The 21,157-nt window shown below is 47.8% G+C and carries 22 protein-coding genes and 2 tRNA genes; 13 read left to right on the forward strand and 11 right to left on the reverse strand.

Annotation, left to right across the window (positions count from 1 at the left end):
- Positions 1-11: 11 nt before the first annotated feature.
- Positions 12-2,984 carry a tetratricopeptide repeat protein gene (locus C7I86_RS15025; RefSeq protein WP_020861970.1) on the reverse strand — a complete coding sequence of 991 codons (2,973 nt, stop codon included), beginning with the start codon at positions 2,982-2,984 and terminating at the stop codon, positions 12-14.
- A gap of 301 nt (positions 2,985-3,285) precedes the next feature.
- On the opposite strand from C7I86_RS15025, the gene C7I86_RS15030 reads away from it, so the two are divergent.
- A complete protein-coding gene (locus tag C7I86_RS15030; RefSeq protein ID WP_010874063.1) occupies positions 3,286-4,086 on the forward strand; it encodes an ABC transporter ATP-binding protein in 801 nt (266 codons plus the stop codon).
- A 23-nt stretch (positions 4,087-4,109) separates the two neighbouring features.
- On the opposite strand, the gene C7I86_RS15035 is transcribed toward C7I86_RS15030, so the two are convergent.
- Together C7I86_RS15035 and C7I86_RS15040 are read right to left on the reverse strand one after the other, a co-directional pair.
- Positions 4,110-4,562 carry a TM2 domain-containing protein gene (locus C7I86_RS15035; RefSeq protein ID WP_010874064.1) on the reverse strand — a complete coding sequence of 151 codons (453 nt, stop codon included), beginning with the start codon at positions 4,560-4,562 and terminating at the stop codon, positions 4,110-4,112.
- A 26-nt stretch (positions 4,563-4,588) separates the two neighbouring features.
- Positions 4,589-5,410 (reverse strand): DUF3598 family protein, encoded by an 822-nt coding sequence (locus tag C7I86_RS15040; RefSeq protein ID WP_020861968.1) that lies wholly within the window; start codon positions 5,408-5,410, stop codon positions 4,589-4,591.
- A 182-nt stretch (positions 5,411-5,592) separates the two neighbouring features.
- Between C7I86_RS15040 and C7I86_RS15045 the strand changes: the two genes are divergently transcribed.
- Positions 5,593-6,537, forward strand: a complete 945-nt coding sequence (locus C7I86_RS15045) for an aldo/keto reductase (RefSeq protein ID WP_010874066.1) — start codon at positions 5,593-5,595, stop codon at positions 6,535-6,537.
- A gap of 144 nt (positions 6,538-6,681) precedes the next feature.
- Here the strand turns inward: C7I86_RS15045 and C7I86_RS15050 are convergent, their stop codons facing one another.
- A complete protein-coding gene (locus C7I86_RS15050) occupies positions 6,682-7,863 on the reverse strand; it encodes an LptF/LptG family permease (RefSeq protein ID WP_041425860.1) in 1,182 nt (393 codons plus the stop codon).
- Between the two features lie 43 nt (positions 7,864-7,906).
- Positions 7,907-9,295, reverse strand: a complete 1,389-nt coding sequence (asnS, locus tag C7I86_RS15055) for an asparagine--tRNA ligase (RefSeq protein ID WP_010874068.1) — start codon at positions 9,293-9,295, stop codon at positions 7,907-7,909.
- Positions 9,296-9,325: 30 nt separating this feature from the next.
- Here asnS and C7I86_RS19435 point away from each other — a divergent pair, with 30 nt between their 5' ends.
- The 3 genes from C7I86_RS19435 (at position 9,326) to C7I86_RS15065 (ending at position 9,649) form a co-directional block, all read left to right on the forward strand.
- A complete protein-coding gene (locus tag C7I86_RS19435; RefSeq protein ID WP_255345222.1) occupies positions 9,326-9,457 on the forward strand; it encodes a hypothetical protein in 132 nt (43 codons plus the stop codon).
- A gap of 30 nt (positions 9,458-9,487) precedes the next feature.
- A tRNA-Tyr gene (locus C7I86_RS15060) sits at positions 9,488-9,569 on the forward strand.
- A gap of 8 nt (positions 9,570-9,577) precedes the next feature.
- Positions 9,578-9,649: transfer RNA gene (locus C7I86_RS15065), tRNA-Thr, on the forward strand.
- A gap of 210 nt (positions 9,650-9,859) precedes the next feature.
- Here C7I86_RS15065 and C7I86_RS15070 read toward each other — a convergent pair.
- From C7I86_RS15070 to purE, 4 genes are all read right to left on the reverse strand, one after another.
- A complete protein-coding gene (locus C7I86_RS15070; protein ID WP_020861966.1) occupies positions 9,860-10,840 on the reverse strand; it encodes a hypothetical protein in 981 nt (326 codons plus the stop codon).
- A gap of 218 nt (positions 10,841-11,058) precedes the next feature.
- Positions 11,059-11,745 (reverse strand): TrkA family potassium uptake protein, encoded by a 687-nt coding sequence (locus tag C7I86_RS15075; protein WP_010874070.1) that lies wholly within the window; start codon positions 11,743-11,745, stop codon positions 11,059-11,061.
- A 25-nt stretch (positions 11,746-11,770) separates the two neighbouring features.
- A complete protein-coding gene (gene argF, locus C7I86_RS15080) occupies positions 11,771-12,697 on the reverse strand; it encodes an ornithine carbamoyltransferase (RefSeq protein ID WP_010874071.1) in 927 nt (308 codons plus the stop codon).
- A 112-nt stretch (positions 12,698-12,809) separates the two neighbouring features.
- Entirely contained in the window at positions 12,810-13,340 is a 531-nt protein-coding gene (gene purE, locus C7I86_RS15085) for a 5-(carboxyamino)imidazole ribonucleotide mutase (RefSeq protein ID WP_010874072.1), read from the reverse strand.
- Positions 13,341-13,440: 100 nt separating this feature from the next.
- Between purE and C7I86_RS15090 the strand changes: the two genes are divergently transcribed.
- The 7 genes from C7I86_RS15090 (at position 13,441) to C7I86_RS15120 (ending at position 18,611) form a co-directional block, all read left to right on the forward strand.
- Entirely contained in the window at positions 13,441-13,806 is a 366-nt protein-coding gene (locus C7I86_RS15090) for a single-stranded DNA-binding protein (protein WP_010874073.1), read from the forward strand.
- A gap of 87 nt (positions 13,807-13,893) precedes the next feature.
- Positions 13,894-14,124, forward strand: a complete 231-nt coding sequence (locus C7I86_RS15095) for a hypothetical protein (protein ID WP_041425863.1) — start codon at positions 13,894-13,896, stop codon at positions 14,122-14,124.
- An 18-nt stretch (positions 14,125-14,142) separates the two neighbouring features.
- Positions 14,143-15,021 (forward strand): 4-hydroxybenzoate solanesyltransferase, encoded by an 879-nt coding sequence (locus C7I86_RS15100; RefSeq protein WP_010874074.1) that lies wholly within the window; start codon positions 14,143-14,145, stop codon positions 15,019-15,021.
- 189 nt (positions 15,022-15,210) lie between these two features.
- Positions 15,211-16,269, forward strand: a complete 1,059-nt coding sequence (gene psbD, locus C7I86_RS15105; protein WP_010872429.1) for a photosystem II D2 protein (photosystem q(a) protein) — start codon at positions 15,211-15,213, stop codon at positions 16,267-16,269.
- A gap of 124 nt (positions 16,270-16,393) precedes the next feature.
- Positions 16,394-16,981, forward strand: a complete 588-nt coding sequence (locus C7I86_RS15110; RefSeq protein ID WP_010874075.1) for a ParA family protein — start codon at positions 16,394-16,396, stop codon at positions 16,979-16,981.
- An 18-nt stretch (positions 16,982-16,999) separates the two neighbouring features.
- A complete protein-coding gene (locus tag C7I86_RS15115) occupies positions 17,000-18,310 on the forward strand; it encodes an ATP-binding protein (protein ID WP_010874076.1) in 1,311 nt (436 codons plus the stop codon).
- 22 nt (positions 18,311-18,332) lie between these two features.
- Positions 18,333-18,611 carry a TMEM165/GDT1 family protein gene (locus C7I86_RS15120; RefSeq protein WP_010874077.1) on the forward strand — a complete coding sequence of 93 codons (279 nt, stop codon included), beginning with the start codon at positions 18,333-18,335 and terminating at the stop codon, positions 18,609-18,611.
- Here C7I86_RS15120 and hisG read toward each other — a convergent pair.
- Both hisG and glmU read right to left on the reverse strand, forming a co-directional pair.
- A complete protein-coding gene (gene hisG, locus C7I86_RS15125) occupies positions 18,608-19,240 on the reverse strand; it encodes an ATP phosphoribosyltransferase (RefSeq protein ID WP_010874078.1) in 633 nt (210 codons plus the stop codon). The genes C7I86_RS15120 and hisG overlap by 4 nt on opposite strands.
- A 6-nt stretch (positions 19,241-19,246) precedes the next feature.
- Entirely contained in the window at positions 19,247-20,617 is a 1,371-nt protein-coding gene (gene glmU, locus C7I86_RS15130; protein ID WP_010874079.1) for a bifunctional UDP-N-acetylglucosamine diphosphorylase/glucosamine-1-phosphate N-acetyltransferase GlmU, read from the reverse strand.
- Between the two features lie 242 nt (positions 20,618-20,859).
- Here glmU and C7I86_RS15135 point away from each other — a divergent pair, with 242 nt between their 5' ends.
- Entirely contained in the window at positions 20,860-21,111 is a 252-nt protein-coding gene (locus C7I86_RS15135) for a DUF4327 family protein (protein WP_010874080.1), read from the forward strand.
- Positions 21,112-21,157 lie beyond the last annotated feature (46 nt).

Genomic DNA, 21,157 nt, shown 5'->3' on the forward strand with positions numbered 1-21,157 from the left:
AAAAAGAATAATTACTCTGCTTCCCCGATTAGGGTAAAAGCGCCCCAATAATAGGGCTCCGGATACTCTTCCTTGAGTTGGAGCATGGCTTGGCGGAGGGCAGCGGCTTTGCCTAATCCCTGCTGTTGCCATTTTTGGTAAAACTCGGTCATCAGTTTTTCTGTGGAAGCATCATCCACACTCCAGAGGCTAACCAAAATACTTGGTACCCCCGCCGCAATTAGGGAACGGGAAAGGCCGATTACCCCATCGCCGGTGATTTCTCCCTGGCCTGTGTCACAGGCACTAAGGATGGCAATGTCCGCATGGAGGGGGTTAGTTTCAAAATGGTCAAAAATCTCCGCCGCTGTGATGCGCCCCGGGGTGCTCAGTAAATCTTCTTTGCTTTGGTCCGGTTCCGCCGTCAGGTAAATGGCGCTTTCCAAACCGTTTTGCTCGTCAAAGCTGGCATGGGTGGCAAAATGCAACACTTCAGCCCGGGGCATTTGGGCCAAGACCGCTGCTTCCCTAGCTTGTTTACCGATTAGGGGTTGCACCCCCAACAGTTGACCAATTTGTTTTGCTTCATTAGCGGCATTGGTTAAATTATCGAGGTTATCGGGATAGGGGTAGGGATTGCCCACCACTAGGGCCGGGGTCAGATTTAATGCCTGCTGTTTGAGCCGTTGTTTTTGTTGGGCCGTTTGGGCTAGTACCTGGATGGAAGGGGCCGTGAGGATGGTGTGTTTCTCAATTAAATACTGACCATTACTGTCCTGGAGAGCGGGAAAGGGAATGCCAAATAAGGCTCCCTGAGGAATAAAAATAATAGGGGCATCGGCATTGTTGGGTAACAGGTCGGCAATGGGGTCGATCAGAATTTGGTGAAGTTGTTGTAGGGAGGCGCTGGCTTCCTGGGCGGTGCGGCGGGCAATGATATCAGAAGGCGATCGCCTGGTGACGGATTGTCTAGTGGTTTGGAGTAACTGCACAAAATCCACGTCTTGCAAATCTTGGTTGAAGTCCATCTGGCGGAATTCCATGGTGCCGTTGGGGGCAATGACATAGATGTACAGCTTGATTGGGGAAGCGAGATCCTTGGTGGGAATCAGAGCGTAGGTGACCAGGGTACTTTGGCGATCGCCAGCAATTTTTTTCAGGGCGGCAATGGTGGGTTTTTCGGTGGGGATAAAATTAGCATCTCGGGCAAAACGTTTATTGAGCAGTTCTACTAAGGCCCTGGCCCGGCCCCGTTCAGCAACTTCCAAAGCTACAGCGGGTTCATTTTGGGCAATTAAACTTTCCTGTAAACGAAAATAATTGTACAGATAGGTATCAAAGTAGGAAACTTTTAGTTCATCACTTAAATCTTCGCTGTTAATTGATTCAAATAAATCGATAGCTTGGGTTAAAAATAAGGTAGATTTGTCATATTTTCTTTGATCAAATTCGACGTAACCAATATTGCTGAGAATGGTTGCTTCTAGCCCCACATTTTTAACTGCTCGACTGAGGGACAAAGCCTGTTCGTAGTAATTTAATGCCTGGTCATAATCCTCACGGGCATAGTAAATTGTCCCAATATTATTTAAGGTTAAAGCTTCCCCATCCCGGTCTTTAATTTCCCGACGTAGGACTAACGCTTGTTGATAATAGTCCATGGCTTGATTAAGTTCACCCAAGCCGTCATACACGTAACCAATATTGCTCAAAATTGCTCCTTCCACCAGGCGATCGCCAGTTTCTTGGGATATTTTTAGGGCTTCTTTGTAGTAGGTTAAAGCTTCATCTTTTTCACCAACACTATCATAGAGCAATGCAATATTATTTAGTCGTATCCCTTCCCCAGAGCGATCACCTACCAATCGGGCTAACTCCAAAGCCTGTTGATAATATTCTAGGGCCTGGGCTTTTTGCCCCAATCCATCTAAAACTAAGGCGATGTTACTAATGACTGAACCTTGGAGGGATTGGTCCCCCACCGCCTCCGCAATGATTAAAGATTCGATGTAATATTGCAGAGCCTTATCCTTTTCGCCAAAGCCATCGTACACCAAAGCAATGTTATTTAAACGCACTGCTTCCCCCTGGCGATCGCCCACTGAACGGGACATGGTTAGGGCTTCTTGGTAATATTCCAGTGCCTTCTCCCTTTCTCCTAAGTTGTTATAAGCCAAGCCAATATTGCTGAGGCTAGTGCCGATGGTTTCTAAATCATTGAGGCTTTTTCCTAAGGCTAGGGCTTCAGCGTAATATTGCAAAGCTTTTTCACTTTCTCCTAAGTTATCGTAGGCTACTCCCAAGTTATTAATGGTGGTCATTTCTTCGGTTTTGTCGCCAGCTTGACGGATTAAAACCAGAGCCTGTTGATAAAAATCAATGGCTTTTTTTCGATCTGCTAAGGCATTATAAATACTACCAATATTATTTAGGGTAGCTCCCTCTAGGGCCTTATCTTGCAACTGTTGGGCCAAGGGAATCGCTTGTTCATAATAGGCCAGAGCTTGGGATTTTTCGCCAAAGTCAGAATAGATGGTGCCTAAACGATTGAGAGCAAATACTGTTTCCCGATTAACAATGCCTATTTGCCGATAAAATTCCAAACCTTGGGTAAATAATTCGATGGCCTGGAGTAAGGATTCCTTTGAACCTTCATCCATCATGGCCTGGGCTTTAATTAAGGATTGATGCCCTTGGATTTCGACTAGTTGGTTAGCATCGGGCAGAATAATTTGCAGTTTATATTTTCCCGTTACCCCTGATTTATTACTAGTAACCACTACCCCATACCCTTGGGGATCGATTTGATTGATTAAAATCCCCGCATTAGTGTCATATAAATCATCATTTTCTGCCAACTTATTACCTTCCCCATCCATCAAGATTAAATAAGGATCAAAATCTTGGCTTTCTAGGTAAATTAAGACGGGCTGATCCGCCGTTAATTTGAGGGGATAAAGGTCAAAAATTACTCCATTGTCCGCACTTAAATCCCCCGCTTCCAACTCTCCGACGGCGCTATCAATAATTTCTACCTGTTCTTGGCTATAGGCAGGGCAGGAAAGAAAAAAAAACTAAGAATTAATAGCCAAGGGCAGCGCATGGTGGTTTCTCCAGGCAAAAGTCAGAATTAGTCGAGATCAGCTAGGGGAAGTGAGCAAAAACTATAATTATTAGCTAGTTATTGATAGGCTATTGTTCCTGTTACTGGGCAGTCCCCCAGGAAAATTCTAGAACATCAAAGTCGTTATGATGATAAACACAACTAATATTCTTGTTGTTTGCCGTTCGCTCTAGATAGCTCCCATGCTTGATTCAAACTCGTTAGTGATTTACTCCCCGGACAGCAAAGGCGATCGCCAGGATTCCCACCCTAGTGATGCACTACTACGCCTAGAGGGAGTATCAAAAATTTATGGGGCAGGGCCAACGGAGGTCAGGGCCTTGGCCGATGTTAGTTTGGCGATCGAACGGGGGAGTTACTGCGCCATTATGGGGGCTTCCGGATCGGGGAAATCCACCATGATGAATATTATTGGTTGCCTAGACCGTCCTACCCTGGGGCACTATTTTCTTGACGGGGAAGATGTATCCGGTTTGAGTGCCGATCAGTTGGCCAAAATTCGTAACCGCAAAATTGGCTTTGTTTTTCAGCAATTTTACCTGTTGCCCCAGATGAGCGCCCTGGAAAATGTCATGTTGCCAATGATCTATGCGGGCATACCAGCGGAAACCAGGAAGGAAAAGGCCATTGCCGCCTTGGTTAGAGTTGGTCTGAGTCAACGGTTACATAACCGTCCCAATCAATTGTCCGGGGGACAGCAACAACGGGTGGCGATCGCCAGGGCCATTGTCAACGAGCCGCTGTTGCTGCTGGCCGACGAACCCACTGGAGCATTGGATTCCCACACCACCGAGGAAGTGTTAGCCATTTTTGAACAGCTCCATAGCACGGGCATTACCATTGTGGTGGTCACCCACGAAGCTGATGTGGCTAGCCATGGAGAACGAATCATTTCTTTCCAGGACGGCCAAATTCTCCGGGATCAGATGATTAAAACCATTCCCCACGGGATAGAAGAATTTCGTAACAAAGAGTTGGGATAATCTGGACTTCTAGCCCACACTGGCTAAATTGGTCGGTACACCACTGCATAGTCCCCTTCCCGGTTATCCGGCAATAGGAACCCCTTACGACAAAGAACATCAATGGTTTCTTTCACCTTTTGGGGATCTTCGCCAGTGGCCACAATACATTCACTGACTGTCGCGCCGATCGCCTTGGCGGCACAGGTTTTAATAATCAGCACATCCAGCCGTTCTGTGGTGTTAACTGGCGGGGGCGTAACTATCGGAGTAGGAGGGGAGGCTAGGTAATGTTTGTGGTTGTAGATGGCATTGAACTTTCTCTCATCCATGGTGCCAAGGATAATCACATCAATAAACCCCAATATTGTGGGAATACCTGTCCAAGAAAAGATGAGATAGGCTATGCCCGCAAATATATGGCCTAGATAAAATTTATGTAGTCCAAAACTGCCAAACAAAAGGGCAAAAATTAGGGCAACAAAGCGATTTTTCATAGCGGCTGGTGAAAGGAAACCGGCACCTACTGACGATGCTCAACAACAAAAGCGGAATGGGTCCAAGCCCCCCTATTGTCATAGTAACGGATCAGCCTTTGTCGTTCGTTGGGGCGCACCAACCAGCCCACTTCCCCCGAAAAGGGTTGTCCCAATTGCAGGCGATCGGGGGTGCAAGAAGAAGCGCCGTCTGGTAGTAGTAAAACCTTGCTGGGGTTGGGGCCAAGAAAATGAATCTGATCGCCCATCACTTTCCCTTGCATCACTGAAGTTTGTCCTTGCACAGTCACCCGTTGTTCCACGGAATCCCCCGTTTGACTCAGGCTAATTTCCATAGTGCTCAGTTCCGGTTCTCGCCAGTCGGGGTAGCCAGTATAAACCTGGCATTGCCAAGTGCCCAATAGTTGCTCCACCTTTAATGCTGGTCTTTCCTGGGCATCACTCCCCCGGCGAAATTCTCGGATAAACGTCAGGCTAGCTAAGCTTAATCCTTTGTCATACAATTGCACGAATCTCATACGGCGATCGCCATCCACAAAGCCAAATTCCGCCCCAAACTCACTGAAGGGAGCCAACTGCCATGGCCCTTTGGAAAAAGCACCGGTGCCAAAGAAAATGATTTGTCGCCCTAGGGAACGGTAATCCTGGCTATAGTCCTGAGTGGGAGGGTCTTGGTAATCGGGATTATCGTAGCGCCGCAGGCGAAACTTGACTAACTTGTCATCATCCAATCCTTCCAGGGTGAGTATGGAAGGAGTATTGCTCAATATTTCTCCTTGGGGAGATAAGCGGGTAAAACTGCCCTGCCATTCCCCTAAATTTTTGAGAAAGTTTTCCCAGTTAGCCATGGTCATTTGCCCTTGTGATTGGTTCCGCTGTTTTCGAACGATCAATTAAACAATTAAAATCATTCTCCCATTTCCCCATCCTCTCCCCTCTGTGGGCAAGCTTTTCCAGAAATACTGGTTTATCATCGGGGAAAATATGGCTCAGTTTTGCGAGCTAGTTCTAGATTTCTTTCAACCCCCCCATGGAAACTATTCGCCTTGGCCCCAACGGCCCCTCCATTGCTCCCCTGGGTTTGGGTACTTGGTCCTGGGGAGACACCCTGTTTTGGGCCTACGGTAAGGACTTTGGCCCGCAAGAAGTAGAGGGGGCTTTTCATGCTTCCCTGGAGGCCGGAGTTACCTTAATTGACACTGCTGAAATTTATGGTTTTGGGGAATCAGAGCGCCTCATTGGCCGTTTTTGCCGAGAAAAAACCCAAAAAGTGGAAATTGCGACTAAATACTTTCCCTTGCCATGGCGTTGGCAGCGTTCTGACATCACTAAAGCTTTAACTGCCAGTCTGGAACGTTTGCAAATGGACACCATTTGTTTGTATCAAATCCATTGGCCCCTAGAATTTTGGCTCAAAACACCGGATTTCATGGCCGTGTTGGCCGCCGAGGTCAAAAAGGGTCGTATCCAGGCCGTAGGAGTTAGTAACTATTCCGCCCAGCAAATGGCGATCGCCCACGAATGTTTAGCAGCCCAAGGCATTCCCCTCGCTAGCAATCAAGTTCCCTATTCTTTGCTCAACCGGGAGATTGAAAGCAACGGTATTTTGACCCAGGCCCGCCAGCTCAACGTCACTATTTTGGCCTATAGTCCCCTAGCTCAGGGGCTACTCACCGGCAAATATCGCCCCGAAAATTCTCCCAGTCTCCAGGGTGCCCGCCGTCTTGACCCCCGTTTTAGTACCAAAGGATTGCGAAAATTAGCTCCCTTACTTACCCTCTTGGATACCCTGGCAGATAAACATGACAAAACCCCTGCCCAAATTGCCCTCAATTGGCTCATAGCCCAAGGAAATGTTATTCCCATTCCGGGGGCAAAAAATGCTTCCCAAGCTCAACAGAATGCCGGAGCCTTGGGGTGGCAGTTAAACCCAGAGGAAATTGAACAATTGCGAAGTGCTGCCCAAGGTATTTAACAGGTATTTAAAAATGTGTTGGCAAACCAAGTCTTGACCTTTCTTTTTATTCCCTTAACTGTTCCTATTAGACACCAGAAAGCCCTGAAAATTCAACTCAATCCCCCTCAAAACTACTGGCTTAGAAGATTTTTAGAGTAAACTTCAACCCTGGTTAAACTCATATAACAGCCAAATTCCCACTCCCAAACCGACAAAATTCGGCAGCCAGGCAGCCAAAGTGGGAGAAATTAACCCAACAATGCCTAAGCTACCACTGAAAAATCCCAGTATGTAGTAGGCAAAAATAATCACAATGGTTAAACCAAAGCCCGTGGCCCGACTTATCCTTTGGGGCCTAGCTCCGATCGCCGAACCCACCACCGCAAATACAATGCAAACAAAGGGAAAAGCTAATTTTTGTTCCGTCCTAACCTGAAAAAATTGAGTTTTCTTTTCATCGCCAATTAACTTCAAAATTTTGATATAGTCCTGGGCTTCGGCAATGGTCATTTCGTAGGGATCTCGTCCCTGGCGAGCAAAATCAAAGGCCGATTGGGGTAAAGCAATCTGTTTATTGGTGAAGGGAACCGCCTCTTGATAATCCTCGGTTTCCGTCAAGCGATACACAGTACCATGGAAGAAATCCCAGCGTTTATTGTCATTATTCCAAGTGGCATTATCGGAAAGCACAATATGTTTAAGATGGTTTTCTGTCCATTGCAATACTGTTAAGTTTTGCATTTCTTTGCCGTCAAATTTTTCTGCATAAACTAAACTTTTTAACCGCCGTGCCGTTTGACCATTATCGAGCTTAATTTCTTCAAATTCAGGGTAAAAAACATCCCGATTTTGCCAAAAAGGATGCTCCTCATCGATGGATTCAATGAGGATACTGGTAGCTCGATAGTTAGCCACCGGCACTACCCATTCAGTCAACACAAAGGCCCAGCCCGTTACCAGCAGACTCAATACCACCGCCGGCAGGATCAGACGGTACAAACTTACGCCACAACTACGAATGGCAATGATTTCACAATCTCCACTAAGGCGACCAAAGGTCATCATCGTAGCTAGCATCACCGCCACAGGTAAAGAGTAAGCGAGGAACTCCGGAACTTTAAGCAGTAGTACTTCTGCCGCCTTGGCCACTGGGAGATTCTTTTCAACAATTTTGTTGCCTAAATCGGACAAATTACCGATCGCCAGCCCTAAACTGGCCACCACCCCGACGCTAAATAAAAATGGGGGAATCAGTTGCCTGGCCACATAGCGGTCCATGAGGGAAATGCGAGGCAAAGAATGGGGCCACTGCCCCAAGCTGGTCAAGGTTTTAGACAAGAACATCACAGATTTTCAAGCTTTTCAATGACTAAAATTCCTCAAATCTTTAAAATTCTGCATTCATGGGAGTGCGGGGAAAAGGAATCACATCCCGAATATTAGCCATGCCGGTCATGAACTGGACAATGCGCTCAAAGCCCAGACCAAATCCTGCATGGGGTACAGAACCATAACGACGTAGGTCAAGATACCACCATAGATCTTCTTCTGGGACCCCTTGTTCCTGCATTCGTTGAGTTAATATATCTAGTCGTTCTTCCCGTTGGGAACCGCCGATAATTTCACCAATTTTGGGGGCTAAAATGTCCATAGCAGCGACGGTTTTGCCATCATCATTTAAGCGCATATAGAAAGCTTTAATATCTTTAGGATAATCCGTCACAATAGTTGGTCTTTTGAACACGGTTTCTGCTAAATAGCGCTCATGTTCCGACTGTAAATCTACTCCCCAGGCAACGGGATATTCAAACTTTTGATCCGCCTTTTCCAGTAATTTAATTGCTTCGCTGTAGGTCAACCAAGCAAATTCATTATTAATAATATTGTCCGCGGTGGCTAACACTGTATTGTCAATGCGTTGGTCAAAGAATTCCATATCCTCTGGGCATTTTTCCAGCACAAATTTAAAAATGTACTTCAGAAATTCCTCTGCCCATTGGCGATCGCCTTCTAGGTCACAAAAGGCCATTTCTGGTTCCACCATCCAAAATTCCGCCAGGTGCCGGGACGTATTGGAATTTTCCGCCCGAAAAGTGGGACCAAAAGTGTAAACATTCTGAAACGCTAGGGCCATCACCTCCGCTTCCAGTTGGCCACTCACCGTTAGATAGGCCTGTTTACCAAAAAAGTCCTGACTGTAATCAATGCCCTCGCCATTTTTGGGCACCCTTTGTAAATCCAATGTGGTGACCTTGAACAAATCCCCTGCCCCTTCACAATCACTGGCGGTAATGATCGGGGTGTGGACCCAGAGGAAACCCCTTTCCTGGAAAAATTGGTGAATGGCGGTGGCACAAGCGTTACGCACCCTCATAACTGCACCGATGGTATTGGTGCGGGGGCGCAGGTGGCCAATGGTCCGCAAAAATTCAAAGCTGTGACGTTTTTTCTGGAGGGGATAACTGCCAGGGTCTGCTCCCCCCAACAATTCGAGTTTGGTTGCTTTTAACTCCACCCGTTGTCCTTTTCCCGGCGAAGGGGCCAATTTTCCCTCCACCACCAGCGCTGCCCCTGTCTGTAATTGGGATAATAGGCGATCGTAATCCGCTAAACTTCCATCCAGCACCACTTGGAGGTTAGCCAAACTAGAGCCATCATTAACTTCTACAAAACTAAAATCCTTGAGGGTTCGTTTAGTGCGTAACCATCCCTGAACCATTACTTGGTCATCGGCCTGACCGTGGCGGAGAACTTCAATAATGCGGCGTTTGTTCATAAACCCCAAAGAACTAGAGAGAGAGGGACAGTGGGTGCCACTATTAAACCACGGCACCGAGCCAATCCTAGGGTAACCAATCCCGACACAGGAAGCGATTCCCAGCAAACCAGACAAAAATCTGACCAACCCAGAAAAAAATATTTTGACCATCAACAATAAGGTGTTATGATGGCTAATCGTGAAAGCAATGGGTCGATGCCCGAGTGGTTAATGGGGGCGGACTGTAAATCCGCTGGCTATGCCTACGCTGGTTCAAATCCAGCTCGGCCCATCCCTTTTGCCCTTGTAGCTCAGTGGTAGAGCACACCCTTGGTAAGGGTGAGGTCACGAGTTCAATCCTCGTCAAGGGCTTTCTAAACTCGACTATCAAGTCTGTTCGATGGCTAAACGGCGATCGGCGATCGTTTAGTTATCACTATTGGTTTTCACTGTGGGTTGCCATTATCGTACTGGGGTCTAATAATCAGATGAAATTTCCCCATTCCACTCGGCTTGCCCAAGAGGGAGAGTTTCGATAGAGTAAAATACTCCCATAGTTTTATCGGAACTACAGGTTTAATATTAATTAACTTTGATCATTAAAGTAAAGAAAACTTGTTGGCTATTGTAGTCCGCAAAAGATGGAATATAAACTATTCGTAAATTGACTGGAATATCAAAGTCAGTTTGTAGGAAGGGCAACATAAAAGGAAGCACCGGACTGCCCGATAATTCTTGGAGTTGGGTTGTATGGAGCAATCCAATGGCAGAGCCCACCTGAATGGGACTGGCAAAAATATTTCTTCTTAAACTAAGACCAACGTAGCCCGCTGGATAGCCAAAATCAGAATCTCTAAAAATATTAAACTCTAAACTAACGATGGAATCTTGGACTAGGTGATTGAAAAAACCATAATTAGGATTGATAATTTCAAAATCGTAGGCAGCTCCAGCCCCCATAGGAAAATTATTAACATCCGGTTCTGTGTAGTCTATATGCCAAGAAAAAGGAGAAAGAGCTAAATATTTGTCAGTTAAATTCCACCAGTTTACAGGAGAGTCAATGATTGTTTCATTATGATCCAAGTCATGGAGAATATTCTGCTCATTCGTCTGCTGATAACCTTGTGAAGCAAGACTTAGTTCTAGATTTGAGTGAGGGCTTTCATTTGATACAACAAGATAATCTTCTTTTATTAATATAGGTGAAATGAAAGAGCTTAATGTTAGGGATGAATTGGAGCTTAATTCAAAATTAGTTTCAAGATGAATGATTTTTTCTTCATATTCTAAATTGCTCGGATCGATTAGAGTATTTTCCTGGATTAACACCGGTTTTGAATGTTGATTAATAGGTAGATTGCTTACAGTCACTGGAATATCTTGATCTGAAGAGTTATTTTCTTCAAGATCTATTTCCTGTGCATGTATTAAGTTATTTGAAAATAACAAAAGAATTAATTGCAGCAAAATAGCTCTTGCTACCATTTTTACGTTAGTAACAAAAAAAATGTTATCCTCCCATTGATTGAAGTTATAGCCAAGAAAAAATAAAATCTTCAAAGCTGCGATTAAATAACTGAAAGTTCACCAGTAAAATGATGATTTCTCGCTAAGTCTTATTACTAAAAATCTACTAATATCGGCGAGATTTTTCCAATTCTTCTAACTCGAAAATAGAAAATTGCATAGGCATCTATAGATTTCATGAGTTTCTAATTTAATTTTTTATTTATTCTCAGTTGAAAGAAATTTGTCATCGCAAAAGCAATACCTAAAAACTAAACTAGGCGGCCGATGTCTTCGTTAGAACCTAGGAGGACTAGAATCATCCCCCGGTGTAATCGTTCCTGAGGAGGGGGGTTAATTTTAAATTTTTCTTCATGGCCCACTGCCAGAACACTGACGCCATGGTTTTTGCGCAGTTGCAGTTCGGCCAAGGTTTTATCACAAAATTCTTCGGGGACGAGAATTTCTACAATGCTGTTGTTGGGATCTAACTTAAACCGGTCAACGATCGCCGGGGTGGTGAGAGTATAGGCTAAATCTTGGCCGGCTTTGTGCTCGGGAAAAATAATTAAATCAACCCCCAGGCGCTTGAGGATTTTTTCGTGGGTGTCGGAAGAAACCTTAGCTACAACCGATTTTACGCCCCCTTCCTTGAGGTTAAGACAGGTAATGATACTTTCTTTGAGGTAATTACCAATCGCCACAATCACCGTTTCAATCTCAAAAATGCCAGCCTCCCGTAGGGCCGTATCATCGGTGGAATCGAGACTAATGGCGTTACCCACCACCCGATCCGCCAACACTTCCGCCACCAGTTTGGGATCTTGGTCAATGCCCAACACCTCATAGCCATTGACATGGAGAGTTTCGCACACTGCCCGACCAAACCGACCCAGGCCAATCACCGCAAATTGCCGTTTTTCCTGGCGAATTAAACTGAGAAAATGACTAGTTTTCATTAATTTTCTTCTGAATTGAGCGGCATTAAACTAAACCCAAAAGGGCCACCATGAGGGCTTTTTGGGCGTGCATGCGATTTTCCGCTTGGTCCCACAGTCGGGATTGCGGGCCTTCCATAACAGCGTCAGTAATTTCTTCCCCCCGGTGAGCCGGCAGACAGTGGAGCACAATGGCTTCGGGATCGGCCAAGGCAAGGAGTTCTTGGTTAATCTGGTAGGGCTGGAAAATGGGAATGCGACTGTCGGCTAAATCTTCCTGGCCCATGCTGGCCCACACATCGGTGTAGAGGATATGACTTCCCTGGGCGGCGGCTTTGGGATCGTCGGTTAGTTCCACTTTTCCCCCTGGAGCCGCAATTTGTTGGGCTTGTTGAACAATTTCTGCCAAGGGTTCATAGTTCTTCGGGGTAGCCACCCGCACCGTCATGCCCATCATTACCCCACCGAGAATGAGGGAATGGGCGACATTGTTGCCGTCCCCTAGATAAGTCACCGTTAAGCCTTCCAATTTGCCGAAACATTCCTTGATGGTTTGTAAATCGGCCAAAATTTGGCAGGGATGCTCCAAGTCGCTCAGGGCATTGATGATGGGCATTTTGGCATGGTCAGCAAAGGTTTGCAGATCTGTCTGTTTGAAAGTCCGCACCGCCAGGATATCAATGTAGCGGTCTAATACCCTAGCGGTATCCTGAATCGGCTCTCCCCGACCCACTTGGGTCACGCTGGGGTTTAAATCCAATACCTGCCCTCCCAGTTGATACATGGCCGCGGTGAAGGAAACCCTGGTACGGGTGGAGGCTTTGTAAAACAGTAAACCGAGAATTTTCCGACAGTGGGGCTTGAGCACACCGGATTTAAGATCCGCCGCCAACTGCAAGAGTGATTTCATCTCTTCGATGGTCAAATCGGCGATCGCCAATAGATCCCTGCCCGCCAACGCCTTAATGCCCATAGCCGTTATCCCCGATTGTCCAATGTGGTGGTCGAATTAACATCGATCGAATTAAGCCCCATTTTGCCATACTCGGTTAATGGTCTTGGGGGGATGGCAGTGATGTCAGAAATCACTGATTTTGCTGGTCCAGATAGGCCCTGTAGCCCAGTCGCTCCAACTCCGCTTGTTTGTCCAAAACCATGGTTTCTAGACTTTGGCGATATTGCTGTACTTTTTCCAACAGCACGGGATTATGGCTAGCCAGTATTTGCACCGCCAATAACCCCGCATTTTTGGCATTACCGATCGCCACGGTAGCTACAGGTATTCCCCCCGGCATTTGCACAATGGAATAGAGGGAATCCACTCCCTGTAAGGTTTTAGTCTGCACCGGCACACCGATGACTGGTAAAGGGGTCAGGGCCGCCACCATGCCCGGTAAATGGGCCGCTCCCCCAGCCCCGGCAATAATTATCCGCAAGCCCCGCTGGTGGGCAGTTTGGGCATACTCCACCATTCTTTCCGGGGTGCGATGGGCAGAGATAATGGCCACCTCCGTTGGTACGGCAAATTCTTCACAGACGGCGATCGCCGCTGCCATGGTGGGGAGATCGGAATCGCTTCCCATGATGATGCCGACCAGGGGAGAGGGGGAAGTCATAAATTAAATTGAGATGACGAAGATGGAGGTTTGACTTTAAACTGAGGCTAACCGCTAATAGCGTATCGGAAAATCTTCAAGATCCCAAGGAAAGATTTTTATGTCAGTGAACAGCATCCATTTGGTGGGAAGGGCCGGCCGTGACCCTGAAGTTAAATATTTTGAGTCCGGTAATGTAGTTTGTAACTTCACCCTGGCGGTGAATCGACGCACAAGCAAAAAGGATGAACCCCCCGATTGGTTTGACCTGGAAATTTGGGGTAAAACTGCTGAAATAGCCGGTAACTACGTCAAAAAAGGCAGTTTGATTGGTATCCAAGGATCGTTAAAGTTTGACCATTGGGAAGACCGGAACTCCGGTACTCCTCGTTCCAAGCCAGTGATCCGGGTCAATAATTTGGATTTACTCGGCTCTAAGCGGGACAACGCCGAAGCCACCATGAATAATTACCCCGAAGAGTTCTAATCATCGGCCCCATTCACCCCATTGGTAAACTACGGCGATCGCCATTGCTAGCCGAATTTTTCCATCCCTTACCCATGCCAGAACCCCATGGAAGTCTTTGACCCCACTCCTCCCCCTTGGGTTGAGGATACTGTTCATGCCAGGGGTTTTTGTTGTCCCCAATGCCAAGCTGGCCCCCGTCAGGCCCTCCGGGCTTGGATCAATCGGCGATCGCCAGTGTTGGGGGATGATCGACGGCGCAAATGGCAGGAATTTTACCAGTGTGAATGTGGTCAGGGTTGGTGGGCCTGGAGCAGTGACCGCCCCCCTTCCCCCTAGTAGTCCTTTAATTTTTCTATGGTTGCCCAAACCCCATCTTCCCCGCCCCTCTGGTTAACAATCATTTACCTGTTGCGCTGGCATAAACCCGCCGGCCGACTGATTTTAATGATTCCGGCGCTGTGGGCAGTGTGTTTAGCGGCCCAAGGTCTACCACCCCTACCCCTACTAGGCACCATTGCTTTGGGAACTTTGGCCACCAGTGGTTTAGGCTGTGTGGTCAATGACCTATGGGACCGGGATATTGATCCCCAGGTAGAGCGCACTAAGCAACGGCCTCTGGCGGCCCGGGCTCTCTCGGTGCAAGTGGGCATTGGAGTGGCGTTAGTAGCCCTACTGTGTGCGGCGGGGCTAGCCTTTTACCTCACTCCCCTCAGTTTCTGGCTTTGTGTGGCGGCGGTGCCGGTCATTGTTGCTTACCCTGGTGCGAAAAGGGTTTTCCCTGTACCCCAGTTAGTACTGTCAATTGCTTGGGGTTTTGCTGTGCTAATTAGTTGGAGTGCAGTCACGGGGGATTTGACCGATGCCACCTGGGTGCTGTGGGGGGCCACCGTGTTTTGGACCCTCGGTTTTGACACTGTTTACGCCATGGCGGATCGAGAAGATGACCGCCGCATTGGGGTTAACTCCAGTGCCCTGTTTTTTGGCCAGTACGTCGGGGAAGCGGTGGGGATATTTTTCGCCCTCACCATTGGCTGTTTATTTTATTTGGGCATGATTCTAATGCTCAATCCCCTCTATTGGCTCAGCTTGGCGATCGCCATTGTGGGTTGGGTGATCCAATACATCCAACTCAGTGCCCCCACGCCGGAACCGAAACTATACGGTCAAATTTTTGGACAAAACGTCATCATTGGCTTTGTGTTACTAGCTGGAATGTTACTGGGCTGGCTTTGACATGTAACTATGCTCCAATCCCTTTCGCACTGGCAGATTCCCAGAATTTCCTTTACAATGGATAACATTAAGAAAAATTAAGATTTCCCGGTTCTTTCTCATTTTTGTCCCAACAACGGGCAAAACCATGGGTCGGCGATCGGGAGAGAAAATTTTCCTTCGTAATTATTATTTTGGAGATTTTGCGCCATGACCATTGCAGTCGGACGCGCCCCAGTCGAAAGAGGATGGTTTGATGTCCTCGACGATTGGCTAAAGCGTGATCGTTTCGTATTTATCGGTTGGTCTGGTTTGCTACTCTTCCCCTGCGCCTTCATGGCCCTGGGGGGATGGTTAACCGGCACCACCTTCGTTACTTCCTGGTACACCCACGGTCTAGCCAGTTCCTACCTGGAAGGGGCTAACTTTTTGACCGTGGCGGTCTCTTCCCCCGCCGATGCCTTCGGCCATTCCCTCCTGTTCCTGTGGGGACCGGAAGCTCAAGGTAACCTGACCCGCTGGTTCCAAATTGGTGGTTTGTGGCCCTTCGTTGCCCTCCACGGTGCCTTTGGATTGATTGGCTTCATGCTGCGTCAGTTCGAAATTTCCCGTCTGGTAGGCATTCGTCCCTACAACGCCATCGCTTTCTCTGGTCCCATTGCGGTATTTGTCAGCGTCTTTCTGATGTACCCCTTGGGTCAATCGAGTTGGTTCTTTGCTCCCAGCTTTGGGGTAGCGGGAATCTTCCGGTTTATTTTGTTCCTACAAGGTTTCCACAACTGGACCCTGAACCCCTTCCACATGATGGGAGTAGCCGGTATTCTCGGTGGTGCCCTACTGTGTGCCATCCACGGTGCCACGGTGGAAAACACCCTGTTTGAAGACGGTGAAGATTCCAACACCTTCCGGGCGTTTGAACCTACCCAAGCGGAAGAAACCTACTCCATGGTGACTGCCAACCGTTTCTGGTCTCAGATTTTCGGTATTGCTTTCTCCAACAAACGGTGGCTGCACTTCTTCATGTTGTTCGTTCCCGTAACTGGTTTGTGGATGAGTTCTGTGGGTATCGTCGGTTTGGCGTTGAACCTACGGGCTTATGACTTCGTTTCCCAGGAACTGCGGGCTGCTGAAGATCCGGAATTTGAAACGTTTTATACGAAAAACATTTTGTTGAACGAAGGGATGCGCGCCTGGATGGCTCCCCAAGATCAACCCCATGAAAACTTTATCTTCCCTGAGGAAGTACTGCCCCGGGGTAATGCTCTCTAAAGGTTTTGCAAAACAGTTATCACTCGAAGAAATGACTAAAAAACAAAACTAATTGAGCAAAACATCATCAATTAGCTAAAGTTGGGAGAGTGTTACAGCTCTCCTTTTTCTTTTGCCCTAGCCGATGATTATTGCCATCACTGCCCTCAAAGGGGGCGTTGGGAAAACCACCACCGCTGTCCACCTGGCAGCCTATCTGCAACAAAAGGATCAAACATTGCTGATTGATGCGGACCGTAACCGTTCGGCATTAATCTGGGCGAGGGAAGAAAAATTACCCTTCTACGTTGCTTCCCAAGCGGGCTCCACCGCATTAATCCGTAAGTATCCCCACATTGTGGTGGACACTAGAGCCATGCCAGAGTTGGATGAATTTCGGGATTTGGCAGAGGGGAGCGATTTATTGATTATTCCCACCACTCCCAACCATTTGGATTTAGATGCCACTTTAAAGGCGGCGGAGCAATTGGCCTCCCTCAAGGTTAACTACAAAATTTTGTTAACCAAGGTAGATGCCCGTACCCGTAGTGGTCGCGAAGCAAGGCAATTATTACAGGCGGAAAATTTACCTCTGTTCACAACGGAAATTCCCCTATTGGTGGCCTTTGAGCGGGCTTCCCAGTCGGGGGTAATTATTCGAGATTACGTTGATCCCCGTTCCCATTTGGCCTGGGGGCGCTATAAGGCGGTGGGCCGGGAAATTTTACCCTAGACTTTGGCACAATATTTGATGACGGTTCCCTACCCTACTCCCCTACTAGCTACATCCAGCAAAGCTTTGTACCATCAGGTTTCCAGCCTGTTACTGTATCAAGGTATTTTCGACAATCCCATTGGGGAAGCTTTTTTAGATTTGTTGCGCTGTTTGCACCACAATGGCACGAATCAAAAGCCGGAAGCTACGGTTTGTTTGCAAGCCTATGGGGTGTGGTTTCGCCATTTGGCCGAGGCGGGTCAGAGTTGGCAGGACTTTTTACTCGATCGCCTGTTGGAGGATGAGAATCCATTTAGTGTGCGGGTGCAAAGGGAAGAATTGGCCCAATTACCAACCAGTTTGCAGGATGCGGCTCGCCATGACCTGAATTTGATCCAAATGGTGTATCAATGCCCACCGGAACAGATTTTGCAGTGGGTAATCATTGCTTCCCAAACTCCAGTGGCGTTAAAGGCTTGGCAAGTGCCCAACCAACTAGAGTTTCCTGCAGAAGGCGGCCAAAACTGGGGCGAAAATTTGGCTTATCTGGTGGCCCATTATCGACAAAAAGGCGTGGGAGCCGTGGCCCATTACCGGGCTTTTCGTTGGCGGGGGAAAAACTTACAGGGGGTACCCCAAATCGATGGCGTTCGATTGGCAGACTTGGTGGGCTACGATGATCCCCAAAAGATCCTCTGTCAAAATACGCAATGCCTTTTGCAGGGACTGCCGGCGCTGAATGTGTTGCTCTATGGCAGTCGAGGCAGTGGTAAATCTTCTTTGGTGAAAGCCTTGGTTAATCAGTACGGCGATCGGGGTTTGCGCCTAGTGGAAGTATCTCCCCGGGATTTGATTACCCTGCCTTTATTGGTGGGAAAACTACGTACCTATCCTCAGAAATTTATCATTTTTGTTGATGACCTCTCCTTTGAAGAGGAGGATGAGCGTTTTAAAAGTTTAAAGGTTGTCTTAGAAGGGGATTTGGTCGCCCGCCCCGCTAATGTGGTCATTTATGCCACCAGTAACCGCCGTCATTTAATTCGCGAATTTTTTGGCGATCGCCCTTCGCCCCAGGATGCTGACGAAGTACAGGCTTGGGACACGGTGCAGGAAAAATTATCCTTTAGTGACCGTTTTGGTTTAACCCTAACTTTTCCGCCGGCTAACCAGGACACGTATTTGATGATAGTACACCACTTGGCTAAACAGGCGCAGATTAATTTATCGGAAACGGAGTTAGATTTCCGGGCTAAACAATGGGCCACCAGGCATAATGGGCGATCAGGCCGCACAGCGAGGCAATTTGTGGATTATTTAATCGGCGAGCAGGGTTTGACTTCCCCTTAACATTTTTCGTTTTAACATCACTATGGATTGGCAACTGTTTGGTCTAAGTTTCATCACCGTTTTTCTAGCGGAAATTGGCGACAAAAGCCAGTTGGCGGCGATCGCCTTGGGGGGAAGTGCCAAATCTCCCCGGGCCGTATTTTTCGGTTCCGTGACGGCATTAATTTTAGCCAGTTTCCTTGGGGTTTTGGCTGGGGGCAGTTTAGCTCAATTTTTGCCGACTAAATTACTCAAAGCATTGGCCGCCTTGGGGTTTACCATCATGGCCCTGCGTTTACTTTGGCCTAACCAAGAAGATTAGATCACCGATCGCAATTTTTCCACCCAGTCCAGCAGGCGATCGCCATTAACCCGGTAACTGAGGGGATGGGCAATGAGGCGGGCGCTACTGTCGAACAAAACTTCGATTTCCATCAAGCCATTCTCTTGGAGAGTGCGACCAGTGGAAACTAAATCCACAATGGCTTCCGACATGCCCGTAATGGGCCCCAACTCCACCGAGCCATAAAGGGGAATAATTTCCACCGGCAAATCCAAACGTCGGAAATGCTCCAGGGCACAATGGACAAACTTAGAAGCCACCCGACCATGGGGCGGTAAATCCACCGATCGCCGATAGGGACTGGCCTGGGGCACGGCCACCGAAAGACGACAGCCACCAAAATTTAAATCCGCCAACTGGGCCACCGCTGGTTTCTTTTCCCGCAGAATGTCGTAGCCCACAATGCCCAACTGGGCCTGGCCATATTCCACATACACCGGCACATCCCAGGCCCTCACCAGTAAAGCCTTAGCCCGATGGGTGGGGTCCAGAATTTGTAACTGACGGTTTTTCGGTTCGAGGAAAGCAGAAAAATCTAGGCCAATTTGCTGAAAACGGTCAATACTATCCCGCAACAACGAGCCTTTCGGTAAAGCAATGGTGAGCATAACAATTTAAGGTTGACCCGACTGCGGGGCTGGGGGCACTTGCCAATTATCAATAATACGTTGCCGTGGCCTGGCGATCGCCAAAGATCCTGCGGGCACATCCCGATTGATCACCGACCCCGCCGCCACCGTTACCCCTTCCCCCACCTGCACTGGGGCCACAAACACACTATTGGCACCGGTTTTAGTGCCACTACCAATTACGGTTGCATGCTTGCTCACCCCGTCATAATTAGCCGTAATGGTACCGGCCCCCACATTGACCCGCTGTCCCAGCATCGCGTCCCCCAGGTAACTTAAATGGGCCACATTAGATTGGGCACCAATGACAGATTTTTTCACTTCGACAAAATTGCCAATGCGACAGTTGGCTTGAATATCCGCCTCCCCTCGAACGTGGCTATAGGGTCCAAGGCGACAACCGTCCCCAATCTGACTTTGGCTAACCACGGAAAATAGAACTGATGCATCAGATCCGACAATACTATCCTCGATCAGACTACCGGGGCCAATGCGACTACCCCGACCAATCACAGTTTTACCCCGCAGGTGAGTGTTGGGTTCAATGATCACATCCGCTTCTAGTACTACTGTGTCGTCAATAGTGATGCTATCGGGGTTGATCAAAGTAATGCCCTGGGCCATCCAGTCATCCTTGATGCGATTTTGCAAAATATCATTGGCCGCCGCCAACTGTTTGCGGTCATTGATGCCGTTAATTTCTAAATAATCGTCCACATCCACCGCCATCACCTGGTCCAGGTAGTCCACTACTTCCGTTAGGTAATATTCCTTTTGATCATTGTTGGCTGATAATTTAGGCAAAGCGGCCGCTAATCGAGGCCAGTGGAAGCAATAAATACCGCCATTGACTCGATGGTTTTGCCGTTGGGCCGCATTACAATCCCGGTCCTCGACAATTTGCGTAACCCGATTATCCCCGTTGCAAAATACCCGGCCGTAACCCTTCGGATCTGGCAAATGGGCTGTGAGCAGGGTGGCCGCATTGCCATGGCGTTGGTGGGTAGCAAGCAAATTTTCCAAGGTTTCTGACCGGAGCAGAGGGGCATCCCCATTCAACACCAACAAATCCCCCTGGTAATCCTGGAGGCAAGGCAGTAACTGCTGAATAGCGTGGCCAGTCCCCAACTGTTCCCTTTGCTCAACAAATTCCACGTCCGATCGCCCGGCCAAAGAAGATTCCACGGCGGCGGCCTGGTAGCCCACAATCAATATCTGTCTTTCCGGGGCCAGGGGACGGCAACTTTGTAATACCCTTTCCACCAAACTGTAGCCCCCCAATTGGTGGAGCACCTTGGGTAAATCTGATTTCATGCGGGTGCCTTTCCCCGCCGCTAATACTGCAACCGCCACCATAATGGTTTTCTGTCCTGATCGTCGCCATTGAGTATATCGTGATTGGGGCAAGGCAAATTCAGGGGGAAAACTACCAGCCAGTCACCGTTGGCAAAACCTTAACAAAAAGTTTAGAGTTGCCCAAAGTCTAGAAAATTAAGTATTTATACGGAAGTGCAAAGAATTGTAATCGATAATACAGCAAAGCCCCCCTTTGTTTGTATTTGGGGTTAGGTTATAGTTGTGTATGAGTTTCAACTTTGGTGGCTTTTATGAGTACTGCAACTTTAACACCCCTTCCTTCCTCCGGTTACGACATTAATATGCTCAAGGATGAGGCTCGCTTGTTAGTGGAGCAGGGCACAGTAAGTCGTCACCAGCCCATTTATGTCCTCTGTCAGTATATTCCTGCCCGGGAATGGGTCTGTGTGGAATGTGAATTGGAAAGGAATGACTATTTACTGCGGGATCAGATTGGTGACTTGATGTCCTGTGAATATTGGGAAAATGATTAACTGATTAGTTTTGGTTATAACTTTTAACTTAGTTATTTCGTTTGTT

Source organism: Synechocystis sp. IPPAS B-1465 (genome assembly GCF_003015225.1).
Taxonomy (GTDB): Bacteria; Cyanobacteriota; Cyanobacteriia; order Cyanobacteriales; family Microcystaceae; genus Synechocystis.